The sequence below is a fragment of the Pseudokineococcus basanitobsidens genome, assembly GCF_037482545.1.
In the GTDB taxonomy this organism is placed as follows: domain Bacteria; phylum Actinomycetota; class Actinomycetes; order Actinomycetales; family Quadrisphaeraceae; genus Pseudokineococcus; species Pseudokineococcus basanitobsidens.
On sequence record NZ_JBBIAA010000009.1, the window covers coordinates 68,311 to 83,206 of the forward strand.

Below are 14,896 nucleotides of genomic sequence, written 5' to 3' on the forward strand. Positions count from 1 at the left end.
TCGTGACGGCTGGTTCGGCATGTTAGCGCTCACCCGCACGCTTCCGGCACCTCCCGTCCCGTCGGGCGCCCCGCCCTTGCCGTCGCCGGGTCGTCACGTCACACTCGCGGGGCACCGGTCGAGCGGCACGAGGAGGCGACGTGTACCTGCAGCAGCAGCACCGCCGCGCTCCCGCCCTGGTCCCGGTCACCTCCTGCGCCGTCGTGATGCTCCTCGCCGCCGTGGCGGCCCTCGTCCTCGCGGCGCACTCCGCTCCCGCCCCCGTCGTGCAGGGCCTCGCCGCGCTCGGCGTGCTGGCGCTCGTCGGCGTCCGGCTGACGGCCCCGCGCGCGAGGGTCTGGTGGGCCCGCCCGATGCCGGGCGCGGTGCGCCGCCCGCGCTGACGCGCCGCTCGCCGGCGGGCGCCGTCGCACCCGCGCTCCTAGCCTGGCGGCGTGGTCCTGTGGCTCACGGGTGCACCAGGGCTTGTCGAGGAGGTCGCCGACGAGCTCTGGGCGTTGCTGCCCGGGGCGCGCGTCGTGGACCCCGGTCCGCTGGAGCCCGTCGTGAATGGCGCCCTCGGCGCCCGGGGACTCGCCGCGCTGGAGGGCAGCCGCGGCTGGGGGGCCCTCGTCGCCACCACCCGGGCTGAGCTGGCGGCCTGGCGCAGCGAGCGCGTCGTCGTCCCCCGCCCGGTGCTGGACCAGGACCTGTGGTCGCTGGTGGAGACCGCGCTCCTGCGCGCAGGCCTGGAGGCCGAGCTCGTGGCCCTCGACGCCGACGACGAGCGGCAGCGCGAGAAGGTGCGGACCGCACGGGTGGCCGTCGGGCCCCGGCTGCGGGAGGTCGACCGCCACGCCGCCGCCCGGCCGTGGCTGCACCGCAGGGCCGACGTCGTCGTGGACGCCGACGGGCGCAGCCCCCATGAGACCGCCGTCGCCGTGGCCGCCGCCCTGGGGCGACGGGCGCCGCCCCGGTCCCGCTGACGCGGGAGCGGGGCGGCGCGGCCGTCGTCAGAGGGCGTTGGCCCGCTCGAGGTCGTCCGCGAAGTCGACCTCGACGACGCCGTAGGCCGAGATGTCGACGGCACGGACCCGCATCCCCTCGAGGGTGATGGCGTCCTCGATGCCCTTCTCGAAGTAGTCCTGGTCGCCCGCCTGCGCGAGGTGGCGCACGAGGACCTCGCGGTCGTCGGCGCTCACGTAGTTGATGCCGACCGCCTCGCCGAGGCCCCCGACGACCTGCTTCGACAGGGCGCTGACGTGGCCCGTGCCGTCGAGGAGGTACTTGACCTCCTCCTCCGCGACACGCTCGGTGTTGACCGCCACGAAGGAGCCGACCTCCATGTGCGGCACGAGGACGTCGAGCAGGCCGGGCTGGAAGACGACGTCGCCGTTCATCCACAGCACCCCGCCGGGCGAGGCCATCCGCAGCGCCCGCAGCAGGCTCTTCGAGGTGTTGGTGCGCTGGAACTCCTCGTTGAAGACGAAGCTCGCCTCGGAGGCGGCCGCCTCGAGGAGCCGGCGCTTCTTGAAGCCGACGACGATGGACACACGCGCGTCGTCGGCGAAGGTGCCGCTGATGTGGTCCAGCTGCTGGCGCAGGATCGTCCTGCCGTCCCGCAGCACGGTCAGCGGCTTCGGGTGGGGCCGTCCCAGCCGGGTCCCCATGCCCGCCGCCAGGATCACCACGTTCACGCTCATGTCCACCTCCACGTCTGCTGCGCGTCCCGCCGTCGGTCACGTCCTGCCGCGGCTGCGGGCGCCGCCGCGCGGCACCCCTCATTGCCAGTTGTACAGCCCCTCGTCAAAGCGCGAGCCCCGCCGCCGGGGGCGGGAGGGCTCGTGGGGGCGGAGCGGGAGCCGGACCTCAGCCCGTCATCTCACCGCGCGCGACGCTGTGCCCGGAGTGCTCGGGGCCGCCGTCGAGCGGCTCGACCGAGACGTCCACGACGAGGCGGCCCTGCCCGTCGGCGACCGCGGGGACGACGAAGGAGCCGCGCCCGTCGCCGAGCACGCCGAGGGACACGAGCGGCTGCGCGTCCGGTCCGAGGAGCCAGACCTCCTCGTAGGCGCGGGCGGGGTCCGCGCCGGTGCCGCCCGAGGTCATCTCGACGTCGAGGACGCGACGGTCGCCGTCGTCGTGCAGCACGGCGGTGCCGACCGGGCCACCGCCCTCGAGCCCGTCCAGGTCGGCGGTCGCGAGGACGGTCCCGCCCCCCGGCTCGCCCCCGAGCCCCAGCCCGAGCCCCGCGCCGACGGCGGCGCCGGCCAGGACGAGGGCGGCGGCGGCGAGCGCCAGGACCGCTCGCCGCGGGCGGGACGCCGTCCGCACCGTCGGCGACCCGACCGCTCGTGGCCCGACCGATCGTGATCTGACCGATCGCGGCCCGGGCACGGCGGCGGAGGGCGGGCCGGCCAGCCCGAGCTCGGTGCGGACCGCGGCGAGGACCCGGGGGGGCGGGCGCAGCGGGAGGTCGGCCGGCGGCGGCTCCGCCACGGCCGACGCGACGTGCTCGCGCTCCTCCAGCTCGTGGCTGCACGTCCGGCAGGCCGCGAGGTGGGCGTGCTCGGCCGCGCCGACGGGCTCGCCGAGCGCGACGTCCCACAGGGTGTGGTCGGACAGGTGCGCGTCCACGCGCTGCTCACCGCTCACCACGACCACCTCCCATCTCGTCGCGCATCCGCCGGAGGGCCCGACGGATGTGGCTCTTGACCGTGCCGAGGGGCATTCGGAGCCGGTCGGCGATCTGGACGTGCGTGAGGTCGCCGAAGAACGCGAGCCGCACGATCTCCCGCGACGGCTCCGCCAGGGCGTCGACGTGCTCGGCGACGACGACCCGGTCGACCAGCCGGTCCGCCTGCGCGTCGCCCGGCTCGACGACGTCGCGCGGCGCGACCTCGACGGAGCGCTCGACGAGGCGGCGACGACGGGCCCGGGCCGCCTGCGCGTCGGCGAGCTTGTGACGCGTGATGCCGACGAGCCACGCGCCGAGCGGGCCCTCGTCGGGGCGGTACCGGTCGCGCCCCCGCCACGCCGCGACGAAGACCTGCTGCGTCACGTCCTCGGCCTCGCCCGCGTCCCGCAGCGACCGCGCGGCGAGGCCGTGGACGAGCGGCGACCAGCGGTCGAAGGCGGCCCGCAGGCCCTCGTCCGTGCCCTGGACGAACGCGGCGGCCACCTGCCGGTCCAGGTCGACCTCCGGGTCACCGTCCGAGTTGTCCTCCGGGTCACCGTCCGGGTCACCGTCCGGGTCGACCTCCGGGGGCGGGCCCGCCCCGCCGTCCCGACGCCCCGGACCGCGACCGTCGGCGGTGCGGCGCCCTGCTGCGACGCCGTCCCCGTCCGAGGAGACCCCCTGGCCCCCGGGGGCCGCGGGACCCCGTCGGGGCGGAGGCGCGGGCGGCGCCGCGGTGCGCCGCACGTCGTCCCCCTCAGCGGCCACGGACCGACGGTAGCCAGAGCCGCCCCCGTCCTGCGATCCCGGGCACGGGCCCGGGAGGGCCCTGCGCCACGCCCCCGACGGCTGCAGGCCTAGCGTCGACGCCATGGAGATGAGGAACCTCGGCAGCAGCGGCCTGCGCGTCTCGGCGGTCGGCCTGGGCTGCAACAACTTCGGCGGCCGGCTCGACCAGGCGGCGACGACGGCCGTCGTGGACGCCTGCCTCGAGCACGGCATCACGTTCTTCGACACGGCGGACATCTACGGCGGGCAGGGAGCCTCGGAGGAGGCGCTCGGCGCCGCGCTGGAGGGCCGGCGCGACGACGTCGTGCTCGGGACGAAGTTCGGCATGGACATGGGCGGCCTGTACGGCGACGACTTCGGCGCCCGCGGCTCGCGCCGCTACCTGCGACGGGCGGTCGAGGGGTCGCTGCGCCGGCTGCGCACCGACCACGTCGACCTCCTGCAGTACCACCGTCCCGACGGGGTCACGCCGTTGGAGGAGACGCTGACGGCGATGGGCGAGCTCGTCACCGAGGGCAAGGTGCGGTACCTAGGCACCTCCAACCTCGCCGCCTGGCAGGTCGCCGACGCCTCCTGGACGGCGCGCACGGAGCACCTCGCGCCGTTCGTCTCCGAGCAGTCCGAGTACTCGCTGCTGCGCCGGGGGGCCGAGGCCGAGCTGCTGCCCGCCTGCGCCGCGCACGGCGTCGGCTTCCTGCCGTACTTCCCCCTGGCCAGCGGGCTGCTCACGGGCAAGTACCGCCGCGGCGAGCAGGCCCCCGACGGCACCCGGCTGTCCGGCGACATGGGCCCGAGCTGGCTGACCGACGAGGCCTTCGACGTCGCCGAGGCCGTCGCCTCGTTCGCCGAGCAGCGCGGGCGCTCGATGCTCGACGTCGCCTTCGCAGGGCTCCTCGCGCGCCCCGAGGTCTCCTCCGTCATCGCGGGCGCCACGAAGCCCGAGCAGGTCGCCGCGAACGCCGCCGCGGGCTCGTGGGCGATGTCCGCGCAGGACTCCGCCGACCTCCGGGACGCTCTCGACGAGACGCTGCCGGGCTGACCGACCCGGGCTGACCGACCCGGGCGACGGGCGACCCGCCCGGCGAGGCGGTCCGCCGGGAACACGTCCGCCGCGCCCACCGTTCTCGTCGACGAGTCGTTGAACACTGGAACATCGGCGCCGGGTCGGCGCGCAGGAGGCGGTCATGCACTTCGGGGTCTTCACGGTCGGCGACGTCACGCCGGACCCGACGACGGGACGCACGCCCACGGAGGGCGAGCGGATCGCGGCCATGGTCGCCATCGCGAAGAAGGCCGAGGAGGTGGGCCTCGACGTCTTCGCGACGGGCGAGCACCACAACCCGCCGTTCGTGCCCAGCTCGCCGACGACCATGCTCGGCTACGTCGCCGCGCAGACCGAGCGCCTGCTGCTCTCGACGGCCGTCACGCTCATCACGACGAACGACCCGGTGAAGATCGCCGAGGACTACGCGATGCTCCAGCACCTCGCGGGTGGTCGCGTCGACCTCACGATGGGCCGCGGCAACACCGGCCCCGTCTACCCGTGGTTCGGCAAGGACATCCGCGACGGCATCCCGCTGGCCGTCGAGAGCTACGCGCTGCTGCGCCGGCTGTGGACCGAGGACGTCGTCGACTGGGAGGGCCGCTTCCGCACGCCCCTGCAGTCCTTCACCTCGACGCCACGGCCGCTCGACGGCGTCCCGCCGTTCGTGTGGCACGGCTCGATCCGCAGCCCCGAGATCGCCGAGCAGGCCGCCTACTACGGCGACGGGTTCTTCGCCAACCACATCTTCTGGCCGAAGGAGCACTTCATCCGGCTGGTGGACTTCTACCGGCGGCGGTTCGAGCACTACGGGCACGGCTCCGCCGACCAGGCGGTCGTCGGGCTCGGCGGGCAGGTGTTCCTCCACAAGAGCAGCCAGGAGGCGGTCCGCCGCTTCCGCCCGTACTTCGACAACGCCCCCGTCTACGGGCACGGGCCCTCGCTCGAGGAGTTCACCGAGCACACGCCACTCACGGTCGGCAGCCCGCAGGAGGTCATCGACAAGACGCTGACCTTCCGTGAGCACTTCGGGGACTACCAGCGCCAGCTGTTCCTCGTCGACCACGCCGGGCTGCCGCTGGACGTCGTCCTCGAGCAGATGGAGATCCTCGGCTCCGAGGTCGTGCCGGTCCTGCGGCGCGAGATGGACGCCCTGCGGCCGGCGCACGTGCCGGACGCGCCCACGCACGCGGCGCTCGTGGCCCGGCGTGACGCCGCGCTCGCCGCCGGGACCGACCGGTCCGGCGCCACGCGCGAGCCGGCGGCTGAGAAGGTGGCCTGATGGAGAGCCGCTCCCTCGTCGTCGTCTCCGCCGGTCTAGGCCAGCCGTCGTCGACACGGCTGCTCGCCGACCGGCTCGCCTCCGCCGCCGCGGACGCGCTCCGGGACCGGGGCGTCGAGGTGGCGGTGGAGGTCGTCGAGCTGCGCGACCTCGCCCGCGACCTCGCCGACCACCTCGTCGCCCACGCGACGAGCCCGGCGCTGCGCGCCGCGCTGGACGCCGTCGCCGGTGCCGACGGCGTCGTCGCGGTCACGCCGGTGTTCGCCGCGTCCTACAGCGGTCTCTTCAAGTCGTTCGTCGACGTCCTCGACCGGGACGCCCTCACCGGGGTCCCCGTCGTCGTCGGGGCGACGGCGGGCACGCAGCGGCACTCGCTCGTCCTCGAGCACGCGATGCGACCGCTCTTCGCGCACCTGCGCGCGCTCGTGCTGCCCACCGCGGTCTTCGCGGCGCCGGAGGACTGGGGCGGCGGCACCGGCGGGAGCACGGACGCCCTCGGCGGCCGGGTGGACCGCGCCGCCGGCGAGCTCGCCGCCGCCGTCGCCGCCCGCCCCGCGCGTCGCCCGCACGACCCGTTCGAGGACGCCCCCTCCTTCGCGGACCTGCTCTCCGGGCGCTGACGCGCGTGGAGGTCCTCGTCGTCGGCGCGGGCCCCGCCGGGCTCGCCGCGGCGCTGGGCCTCCTCGCCGACGGGCACGACGTCCGGGTGCTCGAGCGCGCGCCGGCGCTGCGGGCGGGCGGCGGCGCCGTCACCCTCTCCAGCGGCGGGACGGCCGTGCTGGCCGCCCTCGGCCTCGACGTCGGAGCCCTCGGCCGGCGCCTCGACGTGCTCGACAGCCGCACCGACGACGGCCGCCCGCTGATGCGCGTGCCGCTCGGCGAGCTGGCGCGCCGGGTGGGGACGCCGACGGTGAGCGTGCCGCGTCGGACGCTGCTCGGACGCCTCGCCGAGCGCCTCCCCGCGGGCGTCCTGCGCCTGGGCGCGGACGTCGTCGACGTCGAGCCGCACCGGCGGCGGCCCCTGGTCCGGCGGGCGGACGGCGAGGCGGTCGCGGCCGACGTCCTCGTCGGGGCCGACGGCGAGACCTCCGGCGTCCGGCGGGCGGTGCGGCCGGGCGCCGTCGGCCGGCGCACCGGGTGGACGACGTGGCAGGGGTGCTGGGCGCCCGGCCCCACGGCTCCGGCGGTCCTGCGGGACCTCGTCGACGGCCACCGCGTCCTCTTCATGACGGGGCCCGCCGGTTTCGCCGACCTCCAGCCCGCGGGTGACGGGCTGCTGCAGTGGTCGTTCAGCACCCCGGCCGGAGCGGTCGGCGACGACGACCCGCTCGGCGACCTCCGGGAGCGCTTCGCCGCGTGGGCGGACCCGGTGCCGCAGGTCCTCGCGCTCGCCCCGGTCGCGCCGGGGCCGTGGCCGCACCGCACCGCGCCCGTGCCGCCGACCTGGGGCACCGGTGCGGTGACGCTCCTCGGCGACGCGGCCCACGTCATGCCGCCGAGCCTCGGGCAGGGGGTCAACCAGGGCCTCGAGGACGCGCACGCCCTCGCCGCCGCGCTCGCCGGCGGCCACGGGAGGGACGACCCGCCGGCGGCCCTGCGCGGCTACGAGCGCCGGCGTGCGCGTCAGGTGCGCCCGGTCGCCCTGCTCGCGGGCAGCGAGCAGGCCATCACGCACCGCGCGCTGAGCCGCGGCGTCATGCGCTCGCTGCCGGACGCCTGGGCCCTCGGCCTGTGGGGCGGCATGGTCCGCCGCAGCAGCGCGGCGCTCGCGGGCTGACGGCCCCGGCGGGCGACCTCGCCGGGAGGCTCGCCGGGCACCGGCGCGCGGGGGCAGGCTGCGCCCGTGGAGACCGCGATCGCCCTCGCCGCCGCCGGGCTGCTCGCCGTGGCCCTGGCCGCCGTCGTCGGCCCGCGGCTGCACGTGCCGGCGCCGCTCGTCCTCGTGGTCCTCGGCGTCGTCGTCAGCGTGCTGCCCTTCGTGCCCGTCGTCGAGGTGCCGCCCGAGCTCGTCCTGTCCGGCATCCTTCCGCCGCTGCTGTACTCGACCTCCGCGGCCATGCCCGCGATGGACCTGCGCCGCGAGCTCGGCGCCGTGAGCGCGCTCTCGGTCGCCCTCGTCGTCGTCTCGGCGCTCGTGCTGGGGTGGGTCTTCACGCTGCTCGTCCCCGACCTGCCCTACAGCTGGGCGGTGGCGCTCGGCGCCGTCATCAGCCCCACGGACGCGGTGGCGACGTCCATCGCCAAGCAGGCGGACGTCTCCCACCGGGTCACGGCCATCCTCGAGGGCGAGAGCCTGCTGAACGACGCCTCGGCGCTCGTGCTGCTGCGCGCCGCCGTCGCCGGGTCCGCGACCGCCGTCTCCCTCTGGGGCGTGGCCGGGCAGTTCGTCCTCGCCGTCGCGGTCGCCGTCGTCGTCGGCCTGCTGGTCGGCCGGGCCTCCGTCCGGGTCCGCGGGCGTGTCAGCGACCCGACGGCGGCCACGGTCATCTCCTTCACCGTGCCCTTCGCCGCCGCGCTGCCCGCGGAGGCGCTGGGCGGCTCGGGCCTCGTCGCCGCCGTCGCCGCCGGCCTCGTCGTCGGGCGCCGTGGCCCGCGCGTGCTGCGACCGCAGCAGCGGCGCAGCGACGAGGAGAACTGGGCCACGGTCTCCCTCGTCCTCGAGGGCGCGGTCTTCCTGCTCATGGGGCTGGAGATCGCCGGCATCGTCAGCGCCGCCGGTGGCGCCGACGTGGCGGTCCGGGCCCTGGGGCTCGCCGTCGTGGGGCTGCTCGGGGTGGTCGTCGTCCGCACGGCGGTCGTGGCGCCGCTGCTCGGGTGGCTGCACCTGCGCTCGACCCGCTGGCAGCGCGCGCGGGGCCGGGTCGAGGCGATGCAGGAGCGGCTCGCCGGCGGCGAGCCCCTGCCCGCGCGCGGCCGGTCGTCCCGCCGCCGCCGCGAGGTCGACGTGCAGCGCTTCGGCCGCCGCGTCCGGCAGGTCCTCGCCGACATCGACTACCTCGCCGCGTCCCCGCTCGGGCCGCGCGAGGGGGCGGTCGTCGTCTGGGCCGGCATGCGCGGGGCGGTCACCGTCGCGGCGGCCCAGACCCTGCCGACCGGCGACGACGGGCCGGAGCAGCGGTCGCTCCTCGTGCTCGTCGCCTTCGCCGTCGCCGCCGTCTCGCTGCTCGTCCAGGGCGGCACGCTGTCGGTGCTCATCCGGTGGCTGCGGCCCGCCGTCGACGACCCCGAGGTGCTGGCCCGGGAGCGCGTCGAGGTGCTGCAGCTCGTGCGCGACAGCTGGGCCGCGGTGCCGCCGGAGGCGGGCGAGCCGGACAAGCAGCACCGGCTGCGGCAGCTGCGGGCATCGCGGGACGCCCTGCTCGACGCACGGGACGTCGGCGTGCACGACGCCGACGTCCTCGGCGGCGCGCTCGCCGCGGTGGACGCCGAGGAGGTCGCGCTCGACCTGCGGGGCGGCCCGCAGGGCTGAGGTGGCAGGCCCGGACGACCCCGACACGGCCACACATCGGGACCCACGGCGCCCCGCCACCCCGACACGGCCACAGATCGGGGTCTGCGACAGCCGACGACCCCGGCACGGCCACGGATCGGCGTGGTGGGACGCGCGGTGGCGACGTCGCCGGGCGCAGCGCTACCCGCCGAGGTGCTCGCGGACGAAGTCCACGGCGGCGCGGTCGTCGTCGACGCCGCCGCCCTCGTGGCCGTTGTAGGGCCAGACGCTCATCCGCTTCGGGCCGCCGTAGGCGTGGTAGGCGCCGAAGACCGTGGACGGGGGCACGACGGCGTCCATCAGGGCGGCGGAGAACAGCGCCGGCGCCCGCCCGCGGCGGGCGAGGTTGACGCCGTCGACGTGCGCCAGGGTGGCGAGGACGGCGTCGACCTCGTCCCGGTGCGTCGCGAGGTAGCGGACCACCTCGGCGAAGGGGTCCGCGTCCGTGATGCGCAGCGCCCGCGGCACGTCGCACAGGAAGGGGACCATCGCGACGACCGCGCTCACGTCCGGCACGAGCGCGGCCGCCGCGATGGCCGCCGCCCCGCCCTGGCTGCGCCCGACCACGGCGACCCGCGCGGGGTCGAGCCCGTCCAGGGAGCGGGCGGCGTCCACGGCCCGGGCGGCGTCGGCGAACAAGCGCCGGTAGTAGTACGTCTCCGGCGCGGTGACGCCCCGCGTCATCACCCCCGGGACCTGCGGGCCGGCCGGGCCGCTGTCCGGGGTGTCGCCCCGGCTCCACACCGCCCCCTGGCCGCGGGTGTCCACGTGCAGGTGCGCGTAGCCGGCGCTCGCCCACAGCAGCGACTCCTCGGGCCGGCCGCGACCACCGCCGTAGCCCACGTACTCGACGACGACCGGCAGCGGCCCGTCACCGCGCAGCGCGGTCACGGGCCGGCGCAGCCACGCCCGGACCGGCTCGCCGTCGTACCCGGGGAAGGTGACGTCGTCGACCTCCACCGTCCGCAGCACGGTCCCGACGGGCTCGAGTCGCACCTCGCCCCCCGCGGCACGCGAGCGCGCGAGCGTGCCCGCCCAGAAGGCGTCGAGGCCATCGGGCTCGGTCTGGCTGCTGCGGTGGGCCCAGAGCTCGGCCTCGGGCAGGTCGGTCTCCACGGGGGCATCCTGCTCTGCGGCGGCCGGGGCCGGCCGCCGGCCCTCCTCGACGCACCGACGCCCGCGACGGGTGGGCCGGCCGAGCTCCGGGGCGGACGGACGGGCAGAGGTCCTCGGCGGGGCGGACCCGGAGCGGTCCCGCCGGGGCGCCCCGGACGCCCGCTGCGCCCCGGGACCGGGGAGGTCTCGGGGCGCAGCGGGCGCGGTGCCGGCCCTGCCGGCGGAGCCGGGCGTCCGGCCCTGCCGGCGGAGCCGGGCGTCCGGCCCTAGCCGGGGGGCCGTCAGGCCCGGTCGACGGCGGCCGCCGTGCGGTCGGCACGGGGGGCCGGGGCGGTCGTCCCCGCCTGCGCCGAGGCGCGGCGGTGGCGACGGACGCTGGAGGCGCGGTGGGCCTCGGCGGCGCTTCTCATCTCGAGGGACCGGGCCGCGGCGGAGGCGGTGGAGGGGTCGAGCATGGAGGACAGTGCGGTGAGCAACTCGGGCGTTCCTTGAGGTCGGTGCGGCGCACGGGCAGATCGCCCGCTCACCAGGGCCAATGCCCTGCGGGTGCGTGGCATTCCAGCCCGTGGCCCCCTCGCCCGAGCGACCCGGTCGGCCGTCGGCGGGGCATCCGGACCTCCCGACCACCCGGCCCCGGCGGTGCGGGAGGGTGACGTCCGTGAGCGCCCCCTCGGACGACCGGACGCCCCCGCCGCACGCGCCCGACCCCGGCCCCGGCCCCGGCCCCGGCCCCGGCCCCGGCCCCGGCCCCGACGCTCGCGGCCCGGGGCACGCCCCCGCGGACGCGCCGCGGGGGGTCCGCCTGGCGTACGCGGCCCTGACCCGTGGGCGGGACGCCGCCGCGGGGCTCGCGCGGCGGCTGGGGTGGACACCCGCGCTGCTCGCCTACCCCGGGTACGCGGGGCCGGACGGCGCACGGGTCCTCGGCCGCGTGCTCCTCGCCCCGAGGGCCACCGAGCCGTCACGGCGCACCGGCCTGCCCGGCTGGCGACGCTTCCTCACCCTCGAGCTGCCGGGCGAGGCGGTGGAGGTGCAGGTCGGGGGACGCACGACGTCGGTGCGCAGCGACGGCTCGGGGCTGCTGGACGCCGTCGTGGACGTCGACCCGCCCTCCGGCGAGACGCCGGTGCTCCTGCGCGTGCCGGGCCGACCGGCCCTCGAGGGCGTCGTCCACACCGTCCCGGCCGGGCGCGTACGCGGCGTCGTCTGCGACGTCGACGACACCGTCTGGATCACCGGGCTGAGCTCGCCGCTGCTCGCCGCGTGGCGCACCGTCGCCCGCTCCAGCGCCGACCGGCACCCCGTCCCCGGCGTCGCCCGGCTGCTCCGCACGCTCGTCCGCGGCACGCCGGCGGCGCCGGTGGTCTACCTCTCCAACGGCGCGTGGAACCTCAACGGGCCGGTCGTGCGGTTCCTGCGCCGCACCGGCTTCCCCGCCGGCCCCGTCCTCATGACCGACTGGGGCGTGACGCCGGAGCGCTGGTTCCGCGACGGCCGCGCGCACAAGCGGGAGACGCTGGAACGGCTGGTCCGCGAGCTCCCCGACGTCCGCTGGGTGCTCGTCGGCGACGACGGCGAGCACGACCCGGAGATCTACCGCGACCTCGCCCGCCGCCACCCCGACCACGTCGAGGCCGTCGCTCTGCGGCAGGTCGGCCGGGACGCGCGCCCCGTCGTGGACGCGGAGGGCGACGTGCCCGTCGTCGCCGCCCCCGACGGCGACGCGCTCCTCGACGCGCTGGCGCCGCTGCTCGGCTCGCGCTCGTCCCGGTCCTGACGGGCCCCGGTCCTGACGAGCCCCAGTCCTGACGAGCCCCGGTCCTGACGAGCCCCGGTCCTGACGAGCCCCGGTCCTGACGAGCAGGGGGCATCATGCGCGGATGCCTCCGCACCCCCGCGCCGCGACGACCGCGCTGGCTCTCGGGCTCCTGGCGGCCGCCGTCCCCCCGGCGCAGGCCTCGACCCCGACGCCGAGCCCGTCGAGCAGCGGCGTGAGCGCCTCTCCCGAGGGCGCCGGACGCCTCGACGTCGCGGCACTGCAGGCGATCGTCGACGAGGCGGCGGCGGACGACGTCCGCCTGTCGGTCGGCGTGCGGTCGCTGGACGGCGCGACGCTCACGGACGGCGCCGTCGTCGTGGGCTCCACGGAGGAGTACTCGTCGGCGTCGCTCATCAAGGTGGCGCTGGTGACGACCGTGCTGCGCGCCGTGGACCGCGGCGAGCTCGCGCTGGACCAGACCGTCACGGTGACGGGCGCCGACGACGTCCCCGGCACCGGTGTCCTGGCCGGGTACTCCTCGCCCTACGAGGCGACGGTGGCCGAGCTGTGCGAGCTGGCGATCACGGTCAGCGACAACACGGCGAGCAACGTGCTGGCCGAGGAGGTCGGCCTGGACCAGGTGGACCAGCTCGTGGAGGACCTGGGGGTCGAGCCCACGCACATGGGGCGGCTCTTCTTCTCCGACGGGCCCGCCGACGAGAGCAACGACCTCGACACCGCGAGCACGGTCGAGCTCTACCGCGCGGTGTACGAGGGCGACGTCCTGAGCCCCGCCTCCCGCGACCTCCTGCTGGGGTGGATGCGCGAGCAGCAGCTCGACACCAAGTTCGCCCCCGCGCTGCCCGACGTGCCGCTGGCGAGCAAGACCGGGGACACGTCCTCGGTCAGCCACGACGGCGCCTACCTGCTGGGCGCGGGCCGCGAGACCGTCCTCGTCGTCCTGTCCGAGACCGACGACGGCCGCTCGCCGACGCAGGCCGCCGACCCCTACCTCGCGGACGTCGCCGAGGAGGTCGGCGCCCAGGTCGCCGGCGCCCACGCCCACGCCCACGGAGTCGGTGCAGGAGACGCCGCAGGACGAGGACGCCGTGGCCGACGCCGTCCGCGAGACGCTCGCGGCGGACGACGACGCCGGCCAGGGCTCGACGCTGCCGGCGCTCGGCGTCGTCGCCCTCGGCGTCGTCGCCCTGCTCGGCCTCGCCGTCGTCGTCCTGCGCGCCCGCGTGCTGCTGCGTCGACGTCGGCGCGGCGCCCGACGCTGAGACGCCGGCGCAGACGCTGACCGGCCGGTCTCACGGCGCACGACGCGGCTCGAGGAGCACCCGTGCCCACGTCGACCTCCGGGACCCGCCCGTCACGCCGGGACGCGCCGCGAGGGCTGCTCCGCCCGCGCGAGCAGGACCACCGAGCCGACGACGGCGACGACGCCCACGGCGAGGGCGGGCTCCCAGCCGGGGCGCACGGCGTCGCCCAGCAGGACGAGGCCCGCGGCACCGGGCAGCAGGATCTCGGTCACCGACAGGACGGCCGTCACCGGTCCCGGGGCCCCGTGCCGCAGCGCCGCGGCGACGAGGACGACCCCGACCGCGCCGAAGACGACGACCGCGTACGTCAGCGGGTGGGCGAGCAGCGTGAGGTCCGAGGCGAGCGCCGCCGTGGTGTGCAGCGCCCGCACGCTCAGCGCCGCCCCGCCGTAGGCGGCGCCGGCGACCGCGGCGGTGACGAAGGGCCGGCCGGAGCGCGCGACGGGCAGCGCCACGGCGACGAGGACCAGTGCGGCGGCGACGAGGACGGGGACGGCGGCCGCCGGCAGGGCGGGCGCACGGCCCGTCGCCGCGCTCCCCGCGACGAGCACGAGGCCGACGACGACGCCCACCACCCCCGCCAGCTGCGCCCGCGGCAGGCGCCGGACGTCGAAACGGTGCGAGGCGAGGGTCGTCACCGCGACCGACGACGTGAGCACCGACTGGACGGCGAAGACGGGCAGCGTGCGCAGCGCGAGCACGGCGAGGACCCAGCCGAGGCCGTCCAGCGCCAGGCCGACGAGGTAGGCCGGCTGGCGCCACACGGGGCGGTCCGGTGTGGCGCGCCGGCTGCCGAGGGCCTCCAGGAGCGTCGCGGCCGTGTTCGCGAGCATCGCCGCGAGCGCGGCGGCGAGGGCGAGCAGGGTCACCGGGCGGCCCGGCCGTGCACCGTCTCCGGTGCCTCCCCCGGGCGGGGCGGCGGCGCCATCCGCAGGACCTCCGGGTGCTCGCCGGACGCCGTCACCCAGGCGGCCGCGTGACGTCGCACCACGCGCCAGCCGAGCCGCTCGTAGGCGGCCACGGCCTGCGCGCTCGCGGCGACGACCTGCAGGTCCACGGCCAGGCCCAGCTCGTGCGCCCGGTCGACGGCGGCGCCGAGCAGCAGGCGTCCGACGCCGGAGCGCCGCCGGTCCGGGTCGACGAAGAGCCGCACGACCTCGGCGGGCGCGTCCGTGGGCAGACCACGTCCCGGCGCGCGGTCCACGAGGGCGACGTGCCCGACCACGGCGGCGCCGGCCACGACCACCCACGCCCCGCGCGACCCGCCCGGGCTCAGCCAGGCGGCCGGGTCCTGCGGCCAGCGGGACGGGTAGGCGTCCTCGTCGTGCACCCGCGCGAGCAGCGCCACCGCCCCGGGCACGTCGTCGTCCCGGCGGTCGCGCAGCTCCACGGGTGCTGAGCCTGCCCTACCGCGACACCGGGCGGGGGGGGGGGCGG

The 14,896-nt window shown here is 77.5% G+C and carries 16 protein-coding genes; 9 read left to right on the forward strand and 7 right to left on the reverse strand.

Going from position 1 to position 14,896, the window contains the following annotated elements:
* Window positions 1-140: 140 nt before the first annotated feature.
* Both WDZ17_RS09805 and WDZ17_RS09810 read left to right on the forward strand, forming a co-directional pair.
* A complete protein-coding gene (locus WDZ17_RS09805; RefSeq protein ID WP_339574968.1) occupies window positions 141-383 on the forward strand; it encodes a hypothetical protein in 243 nt (80 codons plus the stop codon).
* A gap of 51 nt (window positions 384-434) precedes the next feature.
* Window positions 435-965 (forward strand): hypothetical protein, encoded by a 531-nt coding sequence (locus tag WDZ17_RS09810; protein ID WP_339574969.1) that lies wholly within the window; start codon window positions 435-437, stop codon window positions 963-965.
* A 27-nt stretch (window positions 966-992) separates the two neighbouring features.
* Here the strand turns inward: WDZ17_RS09810 and WDZ17_RS09815 are convergent, their stop codons facing one another.
* The 3 genes from WDZ17_RS09815 to WDZ17_RS09825 all read right to left on the reverse strand — a co-directional run bounded on the left by WDZ17_RS09815 (window position 993) and on the right by WDZ17_RS09825 (window position 3,424).
* On the reverse strand, window positions 993-1,682 hold the full coding sequence (locus tag WDZ17_RS09815) for a phosphocholine cytidylyltransferase family protein (protein ID WP_339574970.1): 690 nt from the start codon (window positions 1,680-1,682) through the stop codon (window positions 993-995).
* 166 nt (window positions 1,683-1,848) lie between these two features.
* Window positions 1,849-2,634: an anti-sigma factor gene (locus WDZ17_RS09820; protein ID WP_339574971.1), complete on the reverse strand. Its 786-nt coding sequence runs from the start codon at window positions 2,632-2,634 to the stop codon at window positions 1,849-1,851.
* Complete coding sequence (locus tag WDZ17_RS09825; protein ID WP_339574972.1) at window positions 2,624-3,424, reverse strand: RNA polymerase sigma factor; 801 nt, start codon at window positions 3,422-3,424, stop codon at window positions 2,624-2,626. The genes WDZ17_RS09820 and WDZ17_RS09825 overlap by 11 nt, the downstream gene beginning before the upstream one ends.
* 103 nt (window positions 3,425-3,527) lie before the next feature.
* On the opposite strand from WDZ17_RS09825, the gene WDZ17_RS09830 reads away from it, so the two are divergent.
* The 5 genes from WDZ17_RS09830 (at window position 3,528) to WDZ17_RS09850 (ending at window position 9,238) form a co-directional block, all read left to right on the forward strand.
* Window positions 3,528-4,484 carry an aldo/keto reductase gene (locus tag WDZ17_RS09830; RefSeq protein WP_339574973.1) on the forward strand — a complete coding sequence of 319 codons (957 nt, stop codon included), beginning with the start codon at window positions 3,528-3,530 and terminating at the stop codon, window positions 4,482-4,484.
* A 145-nt stretch (window positions 4,485-4,629) separates the two neighbouring features.
* Window positions 4,630-5,769: an LLM class flavin-dependent oxidoreductase gene (locus WDZ17_RS09835; RefSeq protein ID WP_339574974.1), complete on the forward strand. Its 1,140-nt coding sequence runs from the start codon at window positions 4,630-4,632 to the stop codon at window positions 5,767-5,769.
* Window positions 5,769-6,389 (forward strand): CE1759 family FMN reductase, encoded by a 621-nt coding sequence (locus WDZ17_RS09840; protein ID WP_339574975.1) that lies wholly within the window; start codon window positions 5,769-5,771, stop codon window positions 6,387-6,389. The genes WDZ17_RS09835 and WDZ17_RS09840 overlap by 1 nt, the downstream gene beginning before the upstream one ends.
* A gap of 5 nt (window positions 6,390-6,394) precedes the next feature.
* Entirely contained in the window at window positions 6,395-7,546 is a 1,152-nt protein-coding gene (locus tag WDZ17_RS09845) for an FAD-dependent oxidoreductase (RefSeq protein WP_339574976.1), read from the forward strand.
* A gap of 66 nt (window positions 7,547-7,612) precedes the next feature.
* Window positions 7,613-9,238, forward strand: coding sequence for a cation:proton antiporter domain-containing protein (locus WDZ17_RS09850; RefSeq protein ID WP_339574977.1), 1,626 nt, complete (start codon window positions 7,613-7,615; stop codon window positions 9,236-9,238).
* Between the two features lie 162 nt (window positions 9,239-9,400).
* On the opposite strand, the gene WDZ17_RS09855 is transcribed toward WDZ17_RS09850, so the two are convergent.
* Together WDZ17_RS09855 and WDZ17_RS09860 are read right to left on the reverse strand one after the other, a co-directional pair.
* A complete protein-coding gene (locus WDZ17_RS09855) occupies window positions 9,401-10,375 on the reverse strand; it encodes an acetylxylan esterase (RefSeq protein ID WP_339574978.1) in 975 nt (324 codons plus the stop codon).
* Window positions 10,376-10,656: 281 nt separating this feature from the next.
* Window positions 10,657-10,851: a hypothetical protein gene (locus tag WDZ17_RS09860; protein ID WP_339574979.1), complete on the reverse strand. Its 195-nt coding sequence runs from the start codon at window positions 10,849-10,851 to the stop codon at window positions 10,657-10,659.
* 182 nt (window positions 10,852-11,033) lie between these two features.
* Here WDZ17_RS09860 and WDZ17_RS09865 point away from each other — a divergent pair, with 182 nt between their 5' ends.
* The gene (locus WDZ17_RS09865; RefSeq protein WP_339574980.1) at window positions 11,034-12,152 is read left to right on the forward strand and encodes an App1 family protein phosphatidate phosphatase; all 1,119 of its coding nucleotides are present in this window, start codon (window positions 11,034-11,036) and stop codon (window positions 12,150-12,152) included.
* Between the two features lie 103 nt (window positions 12,153-12,255).
* Entirely contained in the window at window positions 12,256-13,437 is a 1,182-nt protein-coding gene (locus WDZ17_RS09870; protein ID WP_339574981.1) for a serine hydrolase, read from the forward strand.
* A gap of 72 nt (window positions 13,438-13,509) precedes the next feature.
* Here the strand turns inward: WDZ17_RS09870 and WDZ17_RS09875 are convergent, their stop codons facing one another.
* A complete protein-coding gene (locus tag WDZ17_RS09875; protein ID WP_339574982.1) occupies window positions 13,510-14,328 on the reverse strand; it encodes a hypothetical protein in 819 nt (272 codons plus the stop codon).
* Entirely contained in the window at window positions 14,325-14,849 is a 525-nt protein-coding gene (locus WDZ17_RS09880; protein WP_339574983.1) for a GNAT family N-acetyltransferase, read from the reverse strand. Before WDZ17_RS09880 ends, WDZ17_RS09875 begins: the two co-directional genes overlap by 4 nt.
* Between the last annotated feature and the right edge of the window lie 47 nt (window positions 14,850-14,896).